Below are 17760 nucleotides of genomic sequence, written 5' to 3'. Positions count from 1 at the left end.
AGTGAAACCCCTTGAAAGGAACATCCGTGTCCATTGGTACACGCCCCGCGCTGACGCGACTCGTCAGAGACCTCCCTCGTGTCGCCGTCGTGGCCGTCGCCGCGCTCGCTCTGTCCGCCTGTGGGGGCGGCGCCGACAAGGCCGAGTCCAAGCCCTCGGGCGGGACGAAGTCCGGCGCCTTCCCGGTGACGGTCGAGCACAAGTACGGCAGCACGACGGTCGACGCGGAGCCGAAGAGGGTCGTCACCCTGGGGCTCTCGGACCAGGACGCGGTGCTGGCGCTCGGTATCAAGCCCGTCGGATCGGTGGACTGGTTCAAGGAGCAGCCGTACGGCAAGTGGCCGTGGACCAAGGACAAGTGGGGATCCACGAAGCCGGAGATCGTGGGTGAGCGCGACGAGTACAACATCGAGAAGATCGCCTCGCTGAAGCCGGACCTGGTCATCGCCCAGTACTCGGGGATGAAGAAGGAGCAGTACGACACGCTCTCCAAGTTCACCAAGGTCGTCGCCCAGCCCAAGGACCTCGCCGACTACGGGGCTTCCTGGCAGGTCATGACCCGGCAGATCGGCAAGTCGCTCGGCAAGGACGCGGAGACCGAGAAGCTGATCGCGGGCATCGACGCCCGTTTCAAGGCCGTCCGCGACAAGCACCCCGAGTTCGCCACGAAGACGCTCGCCGTCGCCGACAGCTTCGAGGCGGGCAAGTACTCGGCGTTCACCAAGACCGACCCCAAGTCGATCTTCTTCTCCGAACTGGGCTTCAAGCTGAAGCCCCAGATCGACACGCTGGCCAAGCCGGGCTGGAACGCCGCCGAACTCAGCGCCGAGAAGCTGAACGTGCTGGACGTCGACCGCCTGGTCTGGGTGACCTCCAGCACCGACGCCGACAACCGGATCAAGGCGGAACCGCTCTACAAGAACCTGAAGGTCCACCAGGACAAGCGCGACCTGTTCGTGCCCTACCAGGACCCGGACGTCGGTGCCGCGTTCTCCTTCAACACGGCCCTCTCCATCCCGTACGCGATCGACGAGATCGAGCCGCTGCTGGCGGCCATCAAGTAACGCCTCACCACTGACGCGGGACCGGGAGGCGGACGGTTCGACGGCGTGCCGGCTCGGCACGCCGTCGATGACGGACGAGAACGGGGCGACCGCCCGAAGCCGCCGATCAGCGGGGGCTCGCCCCGGTCCACCGGGACGGCACACTCATTCACTGACATGACCAGGGAAAGGCCACTTCGTACGATGTTTGACGTCGAGTCGGACCGGACAACCGCTTCCGGGCTCCCACTGACCGGCGGGCAGGCCGGCGTCTGGCTTGCCCAGCAGATCGAGCCGGACAGCTCCGCCTACAACATCGTCTTCACCCTGGACCTGCTCGGCGACCTCGACCTCGAACTGCTGGCGGGCGCGGTCCGGCAGGCGGTCGAGGAAGCCGAGTGCCTGCATGTGAATGTGGTTCCCGGAGGGGGAGAAGCGCGCCAGACCCCTCGGCCCGTCTCCTTCGACGTGCCCGTCATCGATCTGCGCGGCGCTCCGGATCCCGAGGAGGCCGCCGCCGGCTGGACGGCCACCGACCGGGACCGGCCCGTCGACCTCACCCACGGCCCGCTCTTCTCCCAGGTCCTGCTACGGCTCGCGGACGACCGGGTCCGGTGGTCCCAGCGCTACCACCACATCGTCCTCGACGGCATGGGCGTCGCACTCATCACCCGCCGGGCCGGCGAGCTCTACACCCTGGGCGAGAAGGCCCCCGCCCGCAAGGACCGGCCGCTCGCCCGGCTCGTGGACGCCGACCTGACCTACCGGGCATCCGAGCGGTACGAGGCCGACCGCGCCTGGTGGCACGAGCGGATGTCCGGCCGCGCCGAGCCCGCACGACTCGTCGAGCGCGGCCCGTCCCTCATGGCGCGGCGCCGTCGGCGCACCGCCGAACTCTCCGCACAGGAGACGGAGCGGCTGTACGCGGCCGCCGAGCGCGCCGGTGTCCGGCCGTCCCGCGTCCTGGTCGCCGCCGTGGCCGGCTACCTCCACCGGGCCGGCGGCGAGCAGGACCTCGTCCTCGGCCTGCCGATCGGAGCCCGGCAGGACCGCGTGTCGGCCGACACCCCCGGCATGGTCTCCAACATCGTCCCGCTGCGCGTGCGGGTCGGCCCCGGGACGACCGGGACGGACCTGGTGGCCGAGGTGCGCCTCGCGGTCGCCGGAGCGGTGGCGCACGGGCGCTACCGCGCCGAGGACCTGGCCAGGGACTTCGGCCTGGTCGACGGCGTACCGGCGCTCGTCGGCCCCACCGTCAACATCCTTCCCCGGCCCGGGGAACTGGGCTTCCCGGACGGCACGGCCGAACTCCTCCCGGAGTGGCTCGGCCCGGTCAGCGACCTCGCCTTCGCGTTCGCCGGGACCCGGGACGGCTCCGGGCTGCGCGTCCACCTCGACGCGGACGCGGACATCTGCGACGAGGAGACGCTCCGCGACCACGAGCGCCGCTTCCGCACCCTGCTGAAAGCCCTCACCGAGGACCTCGACCGCCCCGTCGGCCACATCGAACTCACCTCCGCCGACGAACGCGACCGCCTGCTCGGCGAGTTCGGGGCGGCACCGCACCCGGTGTCCGAACAGTCCTGGCCCGCGGCCTTCGAAGCACAGGTGCGCCGCACGCCCGACGCCGTCGCGCTCGTGTGCGAGGACGACGAGCTGACGTACGCCGCTCTCAACACCGCGGCCAACCGGCTCGCCCGCCTCCTCCTGGCCCGCGGCGTGGGCGCCGAGGACGTCGTCGCCGTGGCCCTGCCGCGCACCCCGGACCTCGTCGTGTCGCTGCTCGCGGTGATGAAGACCGGTGCCGCCTATCTGCCGCTGGACGCCGACCACCCCCAGGACCGCATCGCCTACATGCTGTCCGACGCCGGGGCCCGCACCGTGATCACCGTGCGGGAACTCGCGGGCGAACTCCCCCCGGCACAGGACGGCGTGGCGCACGTACTGCTGGACGACCCGGCCACCGCGGACACCCGCGCCGCCCTCGACGGCTCCGACACCGGTCTGCCGGTCGCGCCGGACCAGGCCGCGTACGTCATCTACACCTCCGGCTCCACGGGCCGCCCCAAGGGCGTCGTGGTCCCCCACGACGGCATCGGCAGCCTCATCGCCACCGCCACCGAACGGATCGGCGTGGACGCCGACAGCCGCGTCGTGCAGTTCGCCTCCGTCGGCTTCGACGTGACGGTCTGGGACCTCGTCATGGCCCTGTGCGTCGGAGGCCGGATCATCCTCGTCCCCACCGAGCGCCGCGTCGCGGGACCCGCCCTGACCGAGTACATAGCGCGGCACGGCGCCACACACATGATCCTGCCGCCGTCGATCGTCTCGGCGCTGCCGCAGGAGTGCGAACTGCCCGAAGGCGCCGTCCTCGTCGTCGGCACCGAAGCCGTGCCGGGCGAACTCATCGCCCGCTGGTCCGGGCGCCTACAGGTCGTCGTCGCCTACGGTCTCACCGAGGCGAGCGTCAACTCCACGCTCTGGACCGCCCGGCCGGACCGGCCGGGCCCCACGCCCATCGGCCGCCCCGACCCGAACACCCGCACCTACGTCCTCGACGCGGCGCTGCGCCCCGTCCCGGTGGGCGTCGAGGGCGAGCTGTACGTCGCCGGGCGCGGCCTGGCCCGCGGCTATCTGGGCCGGCCGGGGCTGACGTCGGAGCGGTTCGTCGCCGACCCGTACGGCGAGCCGGGCACCCGGATGTACCGCACCGGCGACCGGGTCCGCTGGGGCGCCGACGGCAACCTGGAGTTCCTGGGCCGTGCGGACGGCCAGGTCAAGATCCGGGGTCATCGCATCGAGCCGGGCGAGATCGAGAGCGCGTTCATGGGCTGCCCGGGAATCGCCCAGGCCGCCGTCCTCGTCCGTGAGGACCACCGGGGCGTCAAGCGCCTCGTCGCCTACCTGGCCGCCGACACCGCCACGGACACCGGCGCGGCCGTGACCGCCGCACGCGCCCGGGTCGCGGACACCCTGCCGGACCACATGGTGCCGTCCGCCGTCGTCGTCCTCGACGGCTCGCTCCCGCTGACCCCCAACGGCAAGCTCGACCGGCGCGCCCTGCCCGAGCCGCGCTGGACGGCCATGAGCGGCGCCGACGCCCCCACCACCCCGGCCGAGACCGTGCTCGCCGCCCTCTTCGCCGACGTCCTCGGGCAGCCCTCGGTCGGCGTCCACGACAGCTTCTTCGAACTGGGCGGGGACAGCATCGTCGCCATCCAGCTGGTGAACCGGGCCCGTGAGGCCGGGCTCACGATCAGGCCGCGCGAGGTGTTCCGGCTCCGCACGGTGGCGGCCCTCGCCCGGTCCGCGGCCGAGGCCGGGACTGGGACCGGGATCGCGGCCGGGACCGGGACTGGGACCGGGACGGCGGAGGGGATCGCGGCCCGCCCGGCCCCGACCGCCCCGGCCCCCTTCGCCACGGCCGCGCTGGACGAGGACGCGCTGCCCGTCTCCCCGCTCCAGGAAGGCTTCTTCTTCCACGCCGCGTTCGACGCACGGGAAGCGGACCTCTACATGGTCCAGGAACTCCTCGACCTGGACGGCCCCGCCGACCCGGCCCGGCTGCGACGCACCCTGCAACTGCTCCTGGACCGGCACCCCTTGCTGCGCGCCTCGTTCCGCCAGCTCCCCGGCGGCGAGGTGGTCCAGCGCCTCGCCACGGAGGTCACCCTTCCGTGGCGGGAGGCCGACACCGCCGAGACCGGCCTCGACGACCTGCTGAGTGCCGACCGGGCCGAGCGTTTCGACCTCGCCCGGCCGCCGCTGCTGCGCGCCACCCTCATCAGGGACGGCCGCCGCCACCGGCTCCTGCTCACCCTGCACCACATCGTCGCCGACGGCTGGTCGGTCGCGGTCCTGCTGCGCGAACTGACCGCCGCCCACCGGGGCGAGGAGCTTCCTGAGCCGGTGGCCCCGCGCCCGTACCTGTCGTGGCTGGCGGGCCGGGACCGGGCCGCCGCCCGTGCCGCGTGGCGGCAGGCGCTGTCCGGGCTCGAAGGGCCCACCCGGCTGCCCGCACTCGCCGCCGGGACGGATCAGGGGCGGACGGCGCCCCGGACCGAGCACGTCGACACACGGCTGCCCGAACGCTTCACCGCCGACCTCATCGCCCGCGCACGGACCCACGGCCTCACCCTGAGCACCGTCGTCCACGGCGTCTGGGGCCTGCTCCTCACCTCGCTCACCGGCAGTCAGGACGTCGTCTTCGGCACGACCGTGTCCGGGCGGACGACCGAGGTCGCTGACCTGGACACCGCCGTGGGCCTGTTCATCAACACCGTCCCCGCGCGGGTCGCGCCGCGCGCCGACGAATCACTCGCCGAGCTGCTGCGACGGGTCCAGGACGAGCACGCGGCGCTCCTGGACCACCAGCACCTGGCTCTCGCCGACATCCAGCGGATCGCGGGCGGCGGGGAACTCTTCGACACCCTCGTGGTGTTCGAGAACTACCCGACCGGCGATCTGTCCACCGCCCAGGCACCCGGCGATCTCCGCATCACCGGCGCCGAGGTGTTCGACTCCGTGCACTACCCCCTCGCGCTCGTCGTCGAGCCGGGCGAGCACGGACTCCTGCTGCGGTTCAAGCACGACGCGGCCCGCCTCGACCAGGTGACCGTGGCCGTGCTCGCCAACAGGTTCACGGCGCTGCTGCGCGCGTTCGTGTCCGACCCCGGTCGCACCGTCGCCCGGACCGGCGTGCTCTCCGACCGGGAGCACGAGCACCTCACCGCGCTGAACGCCACCGGGCGGCCCGTTCCCGAGGCCACTCTCGCCTCACTGTTCGCGGCGACGGCCGCCCGCACACCCGACGCCACCGCCGTCGTGTTCGAGGACACGACCCTGACCTACGCGGAGCTGGACGGGCGTGCCGAGGCGCTGGCCCGGCGGCTGCGGTCACGCGACGTCGCCCCGGAGACGTATGTCGCGGTCGCGGTACCCCGCTCCGCCGAGCTGATGATCGCGCTCCTCGCCGTCCTCAAGGCGGGCGCCGCCTATCTGCCCGTCGACCTCGACTACCCCGCCGACCGGGTCGCGTTCATGCTCCGCGACTCGGGGGCGCGCACCGTGGTGACCACCGCCGAAGCGGCCGGGCGGCTGCCCGTCGTGCCCGGCCTCGAACACCTCGTCGTCGGTCGGGATGACCGGTCCGAGGACGTCCCGACCGACGACGAGTCCGACGTACCCGCCCGCCCGGCCCGCCCGGACCACCCCGCCTACCTCATCTACACCTCCGGCTCCACCGGCCGCCCCAAGGGCGTCGCCGTCACCCACCGCGCCATCGTCAACCGGCTCGCCTGGATGCAGGGCGAGTACGGGCTGACCCCCGACGACCGGGTGCTCCAGAAGACGCCCGCCAGTTTCGACGTGTCCGTGTGGGAGTTCTTCTGGCCCCTGGTGGAGGGCGCGACCGTCGTCCTCGCCCGCCCCGACGGCCACCGCGACCCGGCCTACCTGGCCGAGCTGATCCACGCCCGGCGGATCACGACCACCCACTTCGTACCGTCGATGCTCGCCGCGTTCACCCAGGTCATGGAGACCGCCCCGGGCCTCCCGGACTGGGCGGCGAGCCTGCGGCGGGTGTTCTGCAGCGGTGAGGCGCTCACCAGTGCCGGGGCCCGGCGCTGGTGGGAGCTGACGTCCCGCTCCGGCCGGGGCCCCGTTCCCCTGCACAACCTCTACGGGCCCACCGAGGCGGCCGTGGACGTGACCTCCTTCGCGTACGAGGGCGGGTCCGAGCCCGCCGTCCCCATCGGCCGGCCCGTCTGGAACACCCGCCTGTACGTCCTCGACGCCTTCCTGCGACCGGTGCCCGACGGGGTCCCCGGCGAGCTGTACCTCGCGGGCGTTCAACTGGCGCGGGCCTACCACGACCGCCCGGGGCTGACCGCCGAACGGTTCGTCGCCGATCCGTTCGGTACCCCCGGTGAGCGCATGTACCGCACCGGCGACCTCGTGCGGCGCCGCGCGGACGGCGCCGTCGAGTACCTCGGCCGCACGGACCGCCAGGTCAAGATCCGCGGCAACCGTGTCGAGTTGGGCGAGATCGAGGCCGCTCTCGCGGACCTGCCGGGCGTCGCCCTCGCCGCCGTGACCGTCCGTGACGGCGTCCTCGTCGGCTATGTGGCCCCCGCCCCGGGCACCCCCCACCCGGACACCGGACGGCTGCGTGCCGCACTCGCCGAAGCGTTGCCCGCGACCATGGTGCCGGGCGCCGTCGTGGCCCTGGACGAACTGCCGCTGACACCCAGCGGCAAGCTCGACCAGAACGCCCTCCCGGCCCCCGGGGTCACGCCCGGCGCGGGCGGACGGCCGCCCCGCGACGCGCGCGAACGCGCTCTGTGCGAGATCTTCACCGACGTTCTCGGTGTGCCGGGGATCGGCGTGGAGGACGACTTCTTCGTCCTCGGCGGCGACAGCCTGTCCTCGATCACCGTTGTCACCCGTGCCCGTGAGAGAGGGATGGCGTTGAGCCCCCGTGACGTGTTCGAGCACCGCACCCCCGCCGCACTCGCCGCCGGGGCGGCCGTCGCGGCTCCCGCTCCGGCGGCGAGCGCTCCCGCTCCCGAGGCACCCGCGTCCGCCGAAGCGGTGACCGTCTCCGCCGCCGACGCCGGACAGGCGGCGGCAGCCCTCCAGGCCGTGCTGGCCCAGCAGGCCGGGGCCGGTGCGGCCGTCGACCCCGCACTGCGGGCACTGCTCGACCAGCTCACCTCCGCCGCGGCCACCCCCCAGGAGCCCCCGGCCCCCGCCCCGCTCGGCGGCTACGCGCTCACGCCCGAGGAGACCGCGCGCGTCGAGACCGTCGCCGGGCTGCCCGTCGCGGACATCTGGCCGCTCTCCCCGCTCCAGGAGGGCATGTACTTCCACGCCACCTTCGACGCGGGCGAGGCGCTCGACGTCTATCTGTCGCAGGAGAGCCTCGACTTCGGGCACCGTGTCGACGCCGACCGGCTGCGGGCCGCCTGCCGGGCGCTGCTGGAACGCAACAGCAGCCTGCGGGCCGGATTCGCCGACGACGGTCTGTCCCGCCCCGTCCAGTTCATCGTGGACGGTGCCGAGATCCCGCTCGTCGAGGCGGACCTGTCGGGCCTGCCCCGCGACGAACAGCGCACCCGCACCGAGGAGTTGCTGGCAGCCGACCGGCGCCGGCGCTTCGACCTGACCTCCGCCCCACTGTGCAGGCTGCTGCTGATCCGGCTCGGCGACGGCCGGGACCGCCTCGTCGTCACCCACCACCTGATCCTGTGGGACGGCTGGTCCGCGTGGCTGTTCCTGGAGGAGCTGTTCACGCTGTACGAGCGGGGCGGCGACGCCACCGGTCTGCCGGCCCCCGGCTCGTACCGCGACTACCTGGCCTGGCTGGACGAGCAGGACACCGAGGCCGCCGTCGAGGCCTGGCACCGGGCGCTCTCCGGCTTCGACGAGCCGACCCTGCTCGCCCCGACCGGGCGCGACGCCGGCCCCGTCATCCCGGTGGACTTCGACACCGTACTGACGGCGGAGAGCAGCGAGCGGCTGCGCACCCTCGTCCGACGGCACGGGCTCACCCTGAACACCGTGCTGAACGCGGCGTGGGGCATGGTGCTCTCGGCGATGACGGGCCGCGACGACGTGGCCTTCGGCATCGCGGTCGCGGGGCGGCCCGCCGACGTACGCGGCGCGGCCGGCATCATCGGCATGTTCCTCAACACCATTCCGGCGCGCGTCGCGTTCACCCCGGACGAGCCGGTGCTCCACCTGCTGCGACGGATGCAGTCCGAGCGGGCGGCCGTCATGCCGTACGAGTACGTCGGCCTCGGCGCCATCCAGCAGGAGACGGGCCACCGCCGCCTCTTCGACACCCTGTTCGTCCTCCGCTCGGCCGACGGCGAGGACCGGGCCGCCGAGCTGCGGCGGCGGCACGGCATCACCGACGTGTCCAACGTGGACGGCACACACTTCCCGCTCACCCTGATCGTCACCCCCGGCAACCGGATCCGGGTCACCCTCGCGGCCAGGCCCGACCTCTTCGACGCCGAGGACGCGACCACGGTCCTCGCCCGGTTCACGGCCGTCCTGGACCGGCTGGCCGAAGCCCTGGAGCACGGCGAGGGGGCGTCCGCCCGGACCGCCGGTGTCGACCCGCTGCTGCCGGCCGAGCGCACCGCGCTGCTCGCCGCCCGGGAGACCAGCCGGGGGCCGGTGCCCGACGAGACCGTCGCCGACATGCTCGCGGCCCAGGTCGCCCGCACCCCGGACGCGGTGGCGCTGGTCTTCGGCGAGCGCGCCCTCACGTACGCCGAACTGGACGCCCACATCAACCGGCTCGCCCGGCTGCTGCTCGCCCGGGGCGCCGGGCCGGAGAAGGTCGTCGCCCTCGCGCTGCCGCGCTCCATCGACATGGTGGCCGCGCTGTTCGCCGTACTGCGGACCGGCGCCGCCTACCTGCCGCTCGACCTCGACCACCCCGCCGACCGGCTCCGCCTGATGGTGCGCGACACCGGCCCCCTGTGCCTGGTGTCCACCGCCGCGGTCGCCCCGACGCTGCGCGGGGACGAAGGCCCCGTCGCGCCCGAACTCCTCCTGGACGACGGGGCCGTGGCCGCCGAGCTGGCCGCACTCCCGGGCGGCGAGATCGCCGACGCCGAGCGCCCCGCGTTCGCGCACGACGTGCCGCACCGCCTGGAGTACCCCGCGTACGTCATCTACACCTCCGGTTCCACCGGCCGGCCCAAGGGCGTCGTCACGCCGTACCGCGGGCTGACGAACATGCAGCTCAACCACCAGAAGGAGATCTTCGACCCGGCCATCGCCTCGGCGGGCGGACGGCGGCTGCGCATCGCGCACACCGTGTCCTTCGCCTTCGACATGTCCTGGGAAGAACTGCTCTGGCTCGTCGAGGGCCACGAGGTGCACGTCTGCGACGAGGAGCTGCGCCGCGACGCCGAGAGCCTGGTCGCCTACTGCGACCGGCACCGCGTCGACGTGGTCAACGTGACGCCCACGTATGCCCAGTTGCTCATCGAGGAAGGGCTGCTCGACCAGGACGAGGAGACCGGGAAGCACCGGCCCGCGCTGGTCCTGCTCGGTGGGGAATCCGTCTCCGACACGGTGTGGACGCGGCTCCGCGACACCGAGGGCACCTACGGCTACAACCTGTACGGGCCGACCGAGTACACCATCAACACGCTCGGCGGCTCCACCGCCGACAGCGCGACCTCCACGGTCGGCGTGCCGATCCGCAACACCCGTGCCCACGTACTGGACACGATGCTGCGGCCCGTCCCGCCGGGCTGCCCCGGTGAGCTGTACATCGCCGGGACGGGTCTGGCGCGCGGCTATCACGACCGGCCCGGTCTGACGGCCGAGCGTTTCGTCGCCGACCCGTTCGGCGAGCCCGGTGAGCGCATGTACCGCACCGGCGACCTCGTACGGCAACGCGCCGACGGTCTCCTCGACTTCCTCGGCCGCACCGACGACCAGGTCAAGATCCGCGGCTACCGCGTCGAACTGGGCGAGATCTCGACCGCGCTGTCCACCCACCCGGAGGTCGCCCACGCGGCGGTCGTCGTGGCGGAGAACGCGGGCACCAAGCGCCTGGTCGGCTATGTCGTACCGGAGGAGGGCGCCGGACAGGGAGAGACGCTGACGCGGCGGCTGCGCGACCACGTGAAGGCCGCACTGCCGGACTACATGGTCCCGTCCGTACTCGTCGCCGTCGGGGCACTGCCCCTGACCGTCAACGGCAAGCTGGACGTCCGCGCCCTGCCCGCCCCGGACTTCGCCGGTACCGGCACGAGCCGCCCGCCCCGCACCCCGGGCGAGGAGACGCTGTGCGCCCTCTACGCCGAGGTGCTCGGGCTGCCCGCGGACAGCGTCGGCATCGACAGCGACTTCTTCGAGCTGGGGGGCCATTCCCTGCTGGCCACCCGGCTCGTCAGCAGGGCCCGCACCGCACTGGACACGGAGCTGGCGATCCGGGACCTGTTCGAGGCGCCCACCGTGGCCGAACTGGTGGAACGCGTCGCACGGTCCGGCGGCGCCGCCCGTCCGGCACTGACGGCCGGTGAGCGGCCGGCGGACCTGCCGCTGTCCCACGCCCAGCAACGGCTGTGGGTCATCCAGCAGATCGAGTGCACCTCGGCCGCGTACAACTTCCCGCTGGTCATGCGGGTGCGCGGCCCCCTCGACACCGACGTGTGGCGCACCGCCCTCGCCGATGTGACGGCCCGGCACGAGGCGCTGCGGACGGTCTTCCGCACGGCGCCCGACGGCCGGACGTCCCAGCGCGTCCTGCCCGCCGAACAGGCGCACCCCGTGGTGGAGTGCGTCCGGGCCACGGAGGACGCGCTGCCCGGCATCATCGACGCGGCCGTCAACCGCCCCTTCGACCTCGCCGCCGAACTGCCGCTGCGGGCCACGGTCGTGGAGCTGGCGCCCGACGACCACGCCATCGTCCTGCTGCTGCACCACATCACCACCGACGAGTGGTCGGACCGGCCGTTCCTCCGCGACCTGGCCACCGCCTACACGGCCCGCCTCGACGGCACGGCCCCCGGCTGGGAGCCGCTGCCCGTCCAGTACGCCGACTACGCGCTGTGGCAGCAGCGGTTGCTCGGCGACCCCGCCGACGGGAGCGGCCTGGCCGCCCGTCAGCTGGATTACTGGCGCACCACGCTGGCCGGGGCCCCCGAGGAACTGGAACTGCCCGCCGACCGTCCCAGGCCCGCACGTCCGGCGTTCTCCGGAGCCGAACTCGACATCCCGTTCGACGCCCAGGTCCACGAGGGTCTGAAGCGGCTCGCCCGGGAGACCGGCGCCAGCATGTTCATGGTGGTGCACGCGGCCGTGGCCGCCCTGCTCCACCGCATGGGCGCGGGGACGGACATCCCCCTCGGCGCACCCATCGCCGGGCGGAGCGACGAGGCGCTGGACGATCTGGTCGGCTTCTTCGTCAACACGCTGGTGCTTCGCACCGATGTGAGCGGCGACCCCAGCTTCACCGAGCTGCTGGGGCGGGTCCGCGAGAGCGACCTGGCGGCGTTCTCCCACGCCGATGTGCCGTTCGAGTCCGTCGTCGAGGCCCTCAACCCGACGCGTTCCCTCTCCCGCAACCCGCTCTTCCAGGTGATGGTCGGCTACCACGCCCGCACCGGGGACGAGCTGGAACTGCCCGGACTCCGGCTGGAGTACGTGCCGTTCGCGATCAGCTCCGCCAAGTTCGATCTCGTGTTCAGCTTCTCCGAGCGGCTCTCCGCCGACGGCGGCACCGGCGCGCTGAACTGCCGCCTGGAGTTCGCCACCGAGCTGTTCGACCGGGAGACCGCCGAGCGCCTCGGCGAGCGGCTCGGCCGGCTGGTCGCCGCGCTCGTCGCGGCACCCGAGGAGCCCCTGTCACAGGCGGGGATCCTCACCGCCGACGAGCGGCGGCTGGTCCTGGAGGAGTTCAACGGCGCCCCGCGCGAGGTCGAGGAGGCTTCCCTGCCCGCGCTGTTCGCCCGGCGGCTCGCCGAACGGCCCGACGCCGTCGCCGTCGTGGAACGCTCCCGTTCGGTGACGTACGCGCAGCTCGACGCCCGCGCCAACCGCATCGCGCGGCTGCTCGCGGCCCACGGCGTGGGGACCGAGAGCGTCGTCGGCGTGGCCGTGCCCCGCTCCGTGGACATGATCGCGACCGTGGTCGCCGTGCTGAAGCTGGGCGCCGCGTTCCTGCCGCTCGACCTGGTCCACCCCGGGGACCGTCTCACGTATCTGATCGAGGACTCGGGGGCCGCCCTCGTGGTCGGCACCGAACCGGTCGCGGGGAAGATCCCCGACGTCGCCGGCGTACCCGTGGTGCTGCTCGACGCGCCGGGGACGGCCGGGGAGCTGGACGCGCTGTCCGAGGCACCCGTGGGCGGCGGACCGGTCGGCCCGGACCAGGCCGCGTACGTCATCTACACCTCCGGATCGACCGGGCGCCCCAAGGGCGTGGTGGTGCCCCACGAGGGCATCTCCAGCCTGGTCGCGACCGCGGTCGACCGCATGGGCCTGGAACCCGACAGCCGGGTGCTCCAGTTCGCGTCGATCGGCTTCGACGTCTTCGCCTTCGAGCTGTCGATGGCCCTGTGCTACGGCGGCCGCCTCGTCCTCATCAGCGACGAGGCACGGGTCGCCGGACCGGCGCTCACCGACTTCCTCGCGGACCAGCGGATCACCCACATGATCCTGCCGCCGTCCCTGGTGTCCGCGTTGCCGCCGGGCTGCGAGCTCCCCGAGGGCTCGACCGTACTGGTCGGCACCGAGACCGTACCGCCGGACCTGTTCGAGCGGTTCGGCGCCACGGCCGACCTGATCTGCGCCTACGGGCTCACCGAGGCGACGGTCAACTCCACGCTGTGGCCCGCCCGCGAGCACGGCGGCAGTCCGTCCGGGCGGGTGCCGATCGGCCGGCCCGACCCCAACACCCGCTGCTACGTCCTGGACGAGACCCTGCGACCCGTCCCGCCGGGGGTGATCGGCGAGCTGTACGTCGCCGGGCGCGGCCTGGCCCGCGGCTATCTGGGCCGGCCGGGGCTGACGTCGGAGCGGTTCGTCGCCGACCCGTACGGCGGGCCCGGCAGCCGGATGTACCGCACCGGCGACCGTGCCCGCTGGCGCCCGGACGGCAACCTCGATTTCCTCGGCCGGGTCGACAGCCAGGTGAAGGTGCGGGGCTTCCGCATCGAGCTGGGCGAGGTCGAGGCGGCGCTCACCGCGCACCCGTCGGTCGCCCAGGCGGCCGTGGTGCCCGACCGCGACGGCGACATCGTGCGCCTGGTCGGCTACGCGGTACCCGAATCGGGGACACTCGACCCACGGGAACTGCTGTCCCACGCGGCCGGGCTGCTGCCCGAATACATGGTCCCCGCGCTCGTCGTCCCGCTGGACGGTCCGCTCCCGCTCACGCCCAACGGCAAGCTGGACCGCAAGGCGCTGCCCGCACCGGACTGGTCCGCGATGACCGGCGACGCCCGACCGGCCACCGGGACGCAGGCCCGGCTCGCCGATCTGTTCTGCGAGATCCTGAAGCTGGACAGCGTCGGCGTGCACGACAACTTCTTCGCACTCGGCGGACACTCCATGGCGTCGATGAGGCTCCTGGGCCGCATCCGCGCCGAGTTCGGGGTGGAGCTGAGCATCCGGGACGTCTTCGACGCGCTGTCGGTCGCCGCCCTCGCCGCCAGGCTGGAGGGCGCGGCGGCCACCCGCCCCGCGCTGGTCGCCGGGCACCGCGATGAGCCGCGGGTGCTCGCACCGGGCCAGCGCGCGCAGTGGGAGTCGTTCCGCCGTAACCCCGGCTTCGACCACGCTCTCGTCCTGCGCTCCACGGGCGGGCTCGACGCACAGGCGCTCGCCGCCGCGCTCGCCGATGTGGTGGAGCGCCACGAGCCACTGCGCACGGCGTTCACCGAGCGGGACGGTGTGCTGTACCAGCGGCCGGCCGGCGCTCCGGTGCTGGTCGTGGAGTCGAGCGCGGACCTGGAGGCCCGGCTCGCGGTACTCGCCACGCGGTCACCGGACCCGGAGGCGGGGGCGCCCCTGGGCGTGCGGCTGCTGACCGGCCCGGACGGCGGGCAGGCGCTGCTGGTCACCGCGCACTACCTCGCGGTGGACGAGTGGTCGGTGGTCCCCCTGTTCCGCGACCTCACCACCGCCTACGCCGCCCGCACACAGGGCCTGGCGCCCTCCTGGGAGCCGCTGCCGGTCACGTACGGCGACTACACCCGGTGGGCGCACGAGGTCCTGGGCGACCTCGCCGACCCGGACAGCCGGGGCGGACAGCAACTCGCCTACTGGCGGCGGACGCTCAGGGACGTCCCGGGGCGGCTGGCGCTTCCGGCGGACGGGCCGCGCGAGGCCGCGCCGGACGGGTCCGGCCGCTCCGCGGACCAGGTCGGGTTCGTCCTCGACGCCGATCTCCACGCGGCCGTCGACCGGCTCGCCCGCGCCACCGGCACCAGCATGTTCATGGTGCTGCACGCGGCCCTGGCGACCCTGCTCACCGCGCACGGCGCGGGCACCGATCTACCCATCGGCACGATGGTCGCGGGCCGGAGCGAGGACCAGCTCGCCGAACTGGTCGGCTGTTTCCTCAACACGGTCGTGCTGCGCACCGACACGGCGGGCGACCCGGCCTTCACGGAGCTGCTGACCCGGGTGCGGGAGACCACACTGAGCGCGCTGGACCGTCAGGACGTCCCGTTCGACGAGGTCGTCGCGGCGGCCGGACTGCCCGCGGAGGGGCCGCAGATCATGGTGATCCACCATGAACAGGCCGATCTGGAACGGCTGGAAGGCGGCCTGGGCTCGCTGGAGGCCCTGCCGACCGGCTCGTCCCGCGCGGAGCTGACCCTCAGCTTCTACGAACCACGAGGTGAGGGCCCCGTGCACTGCGCTCTCATCCACGCGACCGACCTGCTGGGCACCGCGAAGGCGCGGCGTCTGGCCGACGAACTACAGGAGCTGCTGCGCATCGTGGTGGCCCGCCCGGAACAGCCGCTCTCCGAGCTGTTCACCGTCACGTCCAAAAGGAGCGACAACGCATGACGACCAACCCGTTCGAGGACCCGCAGGGCACCTTCCTGGTCCTGGCCAACGATGAGAACCAGCACTCCCTGTGGCCGTCCTTCGCCGAGGTGCCGGCCGGGTGGCGGACCGTTTTCGGTCCGGACACCCGCGAGACGTGCCTCGCCCATGTGGAGTCCCACTGGACCGACATGCGCCCCGCGAGCCTGGTGGCCCTGCAGGGCTGAGGCGCGAGAACGCCCCCGCCCCGGAGTGAGGAGATTCCTCGCTCCGGGGCGGGGGCGTTCTCATGCCCGGTGCTCGCGCCGGCCCGATCCTCGCGCCCGTGCGGTCAGTCCGCGGGCGCGGTCAGCCCGTCGGTGCGACGGAACGTGCGTCGGTGTCCTCGCGCTGCGCGTCGTCCAGCGGTCCCCGGCGGCTGTCGGACCACGCGGCCCAGAGCACGGCGTACGGGCCGCCCGCGGCGACGAGTTCGTCGTGCGTGCCGGTCTCCACGACCCGCCCCTCGTCGAGGACGACGATGCGATCGGCGGTCGCGGCCTGCGGGAGCCGGTGGGCGACCATCAGACCCGTACGCCCCTCCAGGGCCTTGAGCGCGGCCTCCTCCAGGACCCGGGCTCCCGCGCTTCCGGCGTCGGCGGTCGCCTCGTCGAGAATGGCGATCGGCGGATCGGCGAGAACCAGGCGGGCCAGGGCGAGATGCTGGGCCTGGGTCACCGTCAGCCGGTGGCCGCCCTCGCCCACGACGGTGGCCAGACCGTCGGGCAGGGCCTGTGCCCACCGCAGGGCACCGACGTGGTCCAGGGCCGCGCGCAGTTCGTCGTCCGTGGCCCCGGGGCGGGCGAGCCGCAGGTCCTCGGCCAGCGGACCGGCGAACACATGCACTTCCTGGCTGATCAGCGTCACCGCGTTCCGTACGCCCGCCGGGCCCAGCTCACGGACATCGACGCCGCCCAGGGCGATCGACCCGCTCAGCGGCTCGTGGACACCGGCGATGACCTTGGCCAGCGTGGTCTTCCCGGCGCCGCTCGCCCCCACCAGCGCCACCCGTTCCCCGCTGCGCACCTCCAGATCGACATCCAGCAGCACGGGACGCCCGGCGGCGTACGCGTGGTGGAGCGCGGTCACCTTGACCGAGCCGTCCACCGGAGCGCCGCGCCCCGGTACGGTGCGCTCGGCCGGCAGCTTCGACACCCCGATCAGGCGGGCGAAGCTCGCGCCCGCGGACTGGGCGTCGTCGATGAGGAACAGCGTGGCGTTGATCGGGTTGAAGAGGCTGTGGAAGTAGAGCGCGGCGGCGGTGGCCGTACCGATGGTCACCGAGCCTTTGTCGACCAGCAGGAAGCCGGTGCCGAGCATCGCGGCCAGGCCGATGAACTCGCCGAGGTTCAGCCGCGAGAAGAAGCCGGTGACGATGTGGAGGCCACGCAGCGCCAGATCACGGGCCGACGCGGAGCGGCCCTCCAGCAGTGCGGCGTGCGTGTCGCCCAGACGGAAGGCGCGCACGGTCCGTACGCCGCCGACACTGTCGAGGAGCTGGTGCTGGAGCGCGCCGGTGGCGACCCGGTGTTCGGCGTACACGGGCGCGGCCCGGCGCAGGTACCAGCGCACGGACAGCACCTGAACGGGCATGGCCAGAAGAGCCGCCAGCAGGAACCGCCAGTCGAGCACGGCCAGTCCGACCAGGGTCAGAACGATCGTGAGGGCGGAGCGGGTGAACTCCGGCAGTGCCTGGCGCACCGACTTCGCGATCATGGACACATCGCTGGTCACCCGGGAGACCAGGTCTCCCGAGCCGGCCGCCTCGACGCGTTCGAGCGGCAGCCGCAGCGCCCGCTCGATGAACTGCTCGCGCACGGCCGCGAGTACGGTCTCGCCGAGCCGGGCCACCAGGGAGCTGCCGACCGCCGCGGCGGCGCCGCGTGCCAGTGCCACCACGACGAGCAGGACCAGCGGCAGCGTCAGGGCATCGGAGCCCCGCTGATCCACCACCAGGTCGACGATGTGCCCGAGCAGGGGAGCGGTCAGCAGGCCGATCGCCGTCCCGATGACCAGCACGGTGAACGCGCCCACTGCCAGGGGCCGGTGGCCGCGCAGCATTGTACGGAGCGCCGCCAGGCACTCGGCGCCGGTGGCGGTCGGCAGGAGGGCGCGGTCCGGCCGGTCCGCTGGGGTGCCGCTCATGGAC

General features: G+C 73.3%; 4 protein-coding genes. 3 read left to right on the top strand and 1 reads right to left on the bottom strand.

All coding sequences use genetic code 11. The features are described 5' to 3' along the window. Positions 1-26: 26 nt before the first annotated feature. The 3 genes from OG413_RS31990 to OG413_RS31980 all read left to right on the top strand — a co-directional run bounded on the left by OG413_RS31990 (position 27) and on the right by OG413_RS31980 (position 15799). Positions 27-1064, top strand: coding sequence for an iron-siderophore ABC transporter substrate-binding protein (locus OG413_RS31990; RefSeq protein ID WP_266811695.1), 1038 nt, complete (start codon positions 27-29; stop codon positions 1062-1064). 183 nt (positions 1065-1247) lie between these two features. Further along, on the top strand, positions 1248-15593 hold the full coding sequence (locus OG413_RS31985) for a non-ribosomal peptide synthetase (protein ID WP_266811693.1): 14346 nt from the start codon (positions 1248-1250) through the stop codon (positions 15591-15593). After that, positions 15590-15799 carry an MbtH family protein gene (locus OG413_RS31980; protein ID WP_266811691.1) on the top strand — a complete coding sequence of 70 codons (210 nt, stop codon included), beginning with the start codon at positions 15590-15592 and terminating at the stop codon, positions 15797-15799. Before OG413_RS31985 ends, OG413_RS31980 begins: the two co-directional genes overlap by 4 nt. Positions 15800-15920: 121 nt before the next feature. On the opposite strand, the gene OG413_RS31975 is transcribed toward OG413_RS31980, so the two are convergent. Beyond that, positions 15921-17756: an ABC transporter ATP-binding protein gene (locus OG413_RS31975; RefSeq protein WP_266813204.1), complete on the bottom strand. Its 1836-nt coding sequence runs from the start codon at positions 17754-17756 to the stop codon at positions 15921-15923. Positions 17757-17760: the final 4 nt, after the last annotated feature.

Source organism: Streptomyces sp. NBC_01433, from assembly GCF_026340105.1.
GTDB lineage: Bacteria > Actinomycetota > Actinomycetes > Streptomycetales > Streptomycetaceae > Streptomyces.
The sequence above is the reverse complement of the archived record's forward strand: the minus strand, read 5'-3'. Positions and strand labels throughout refer to the sequence as shown.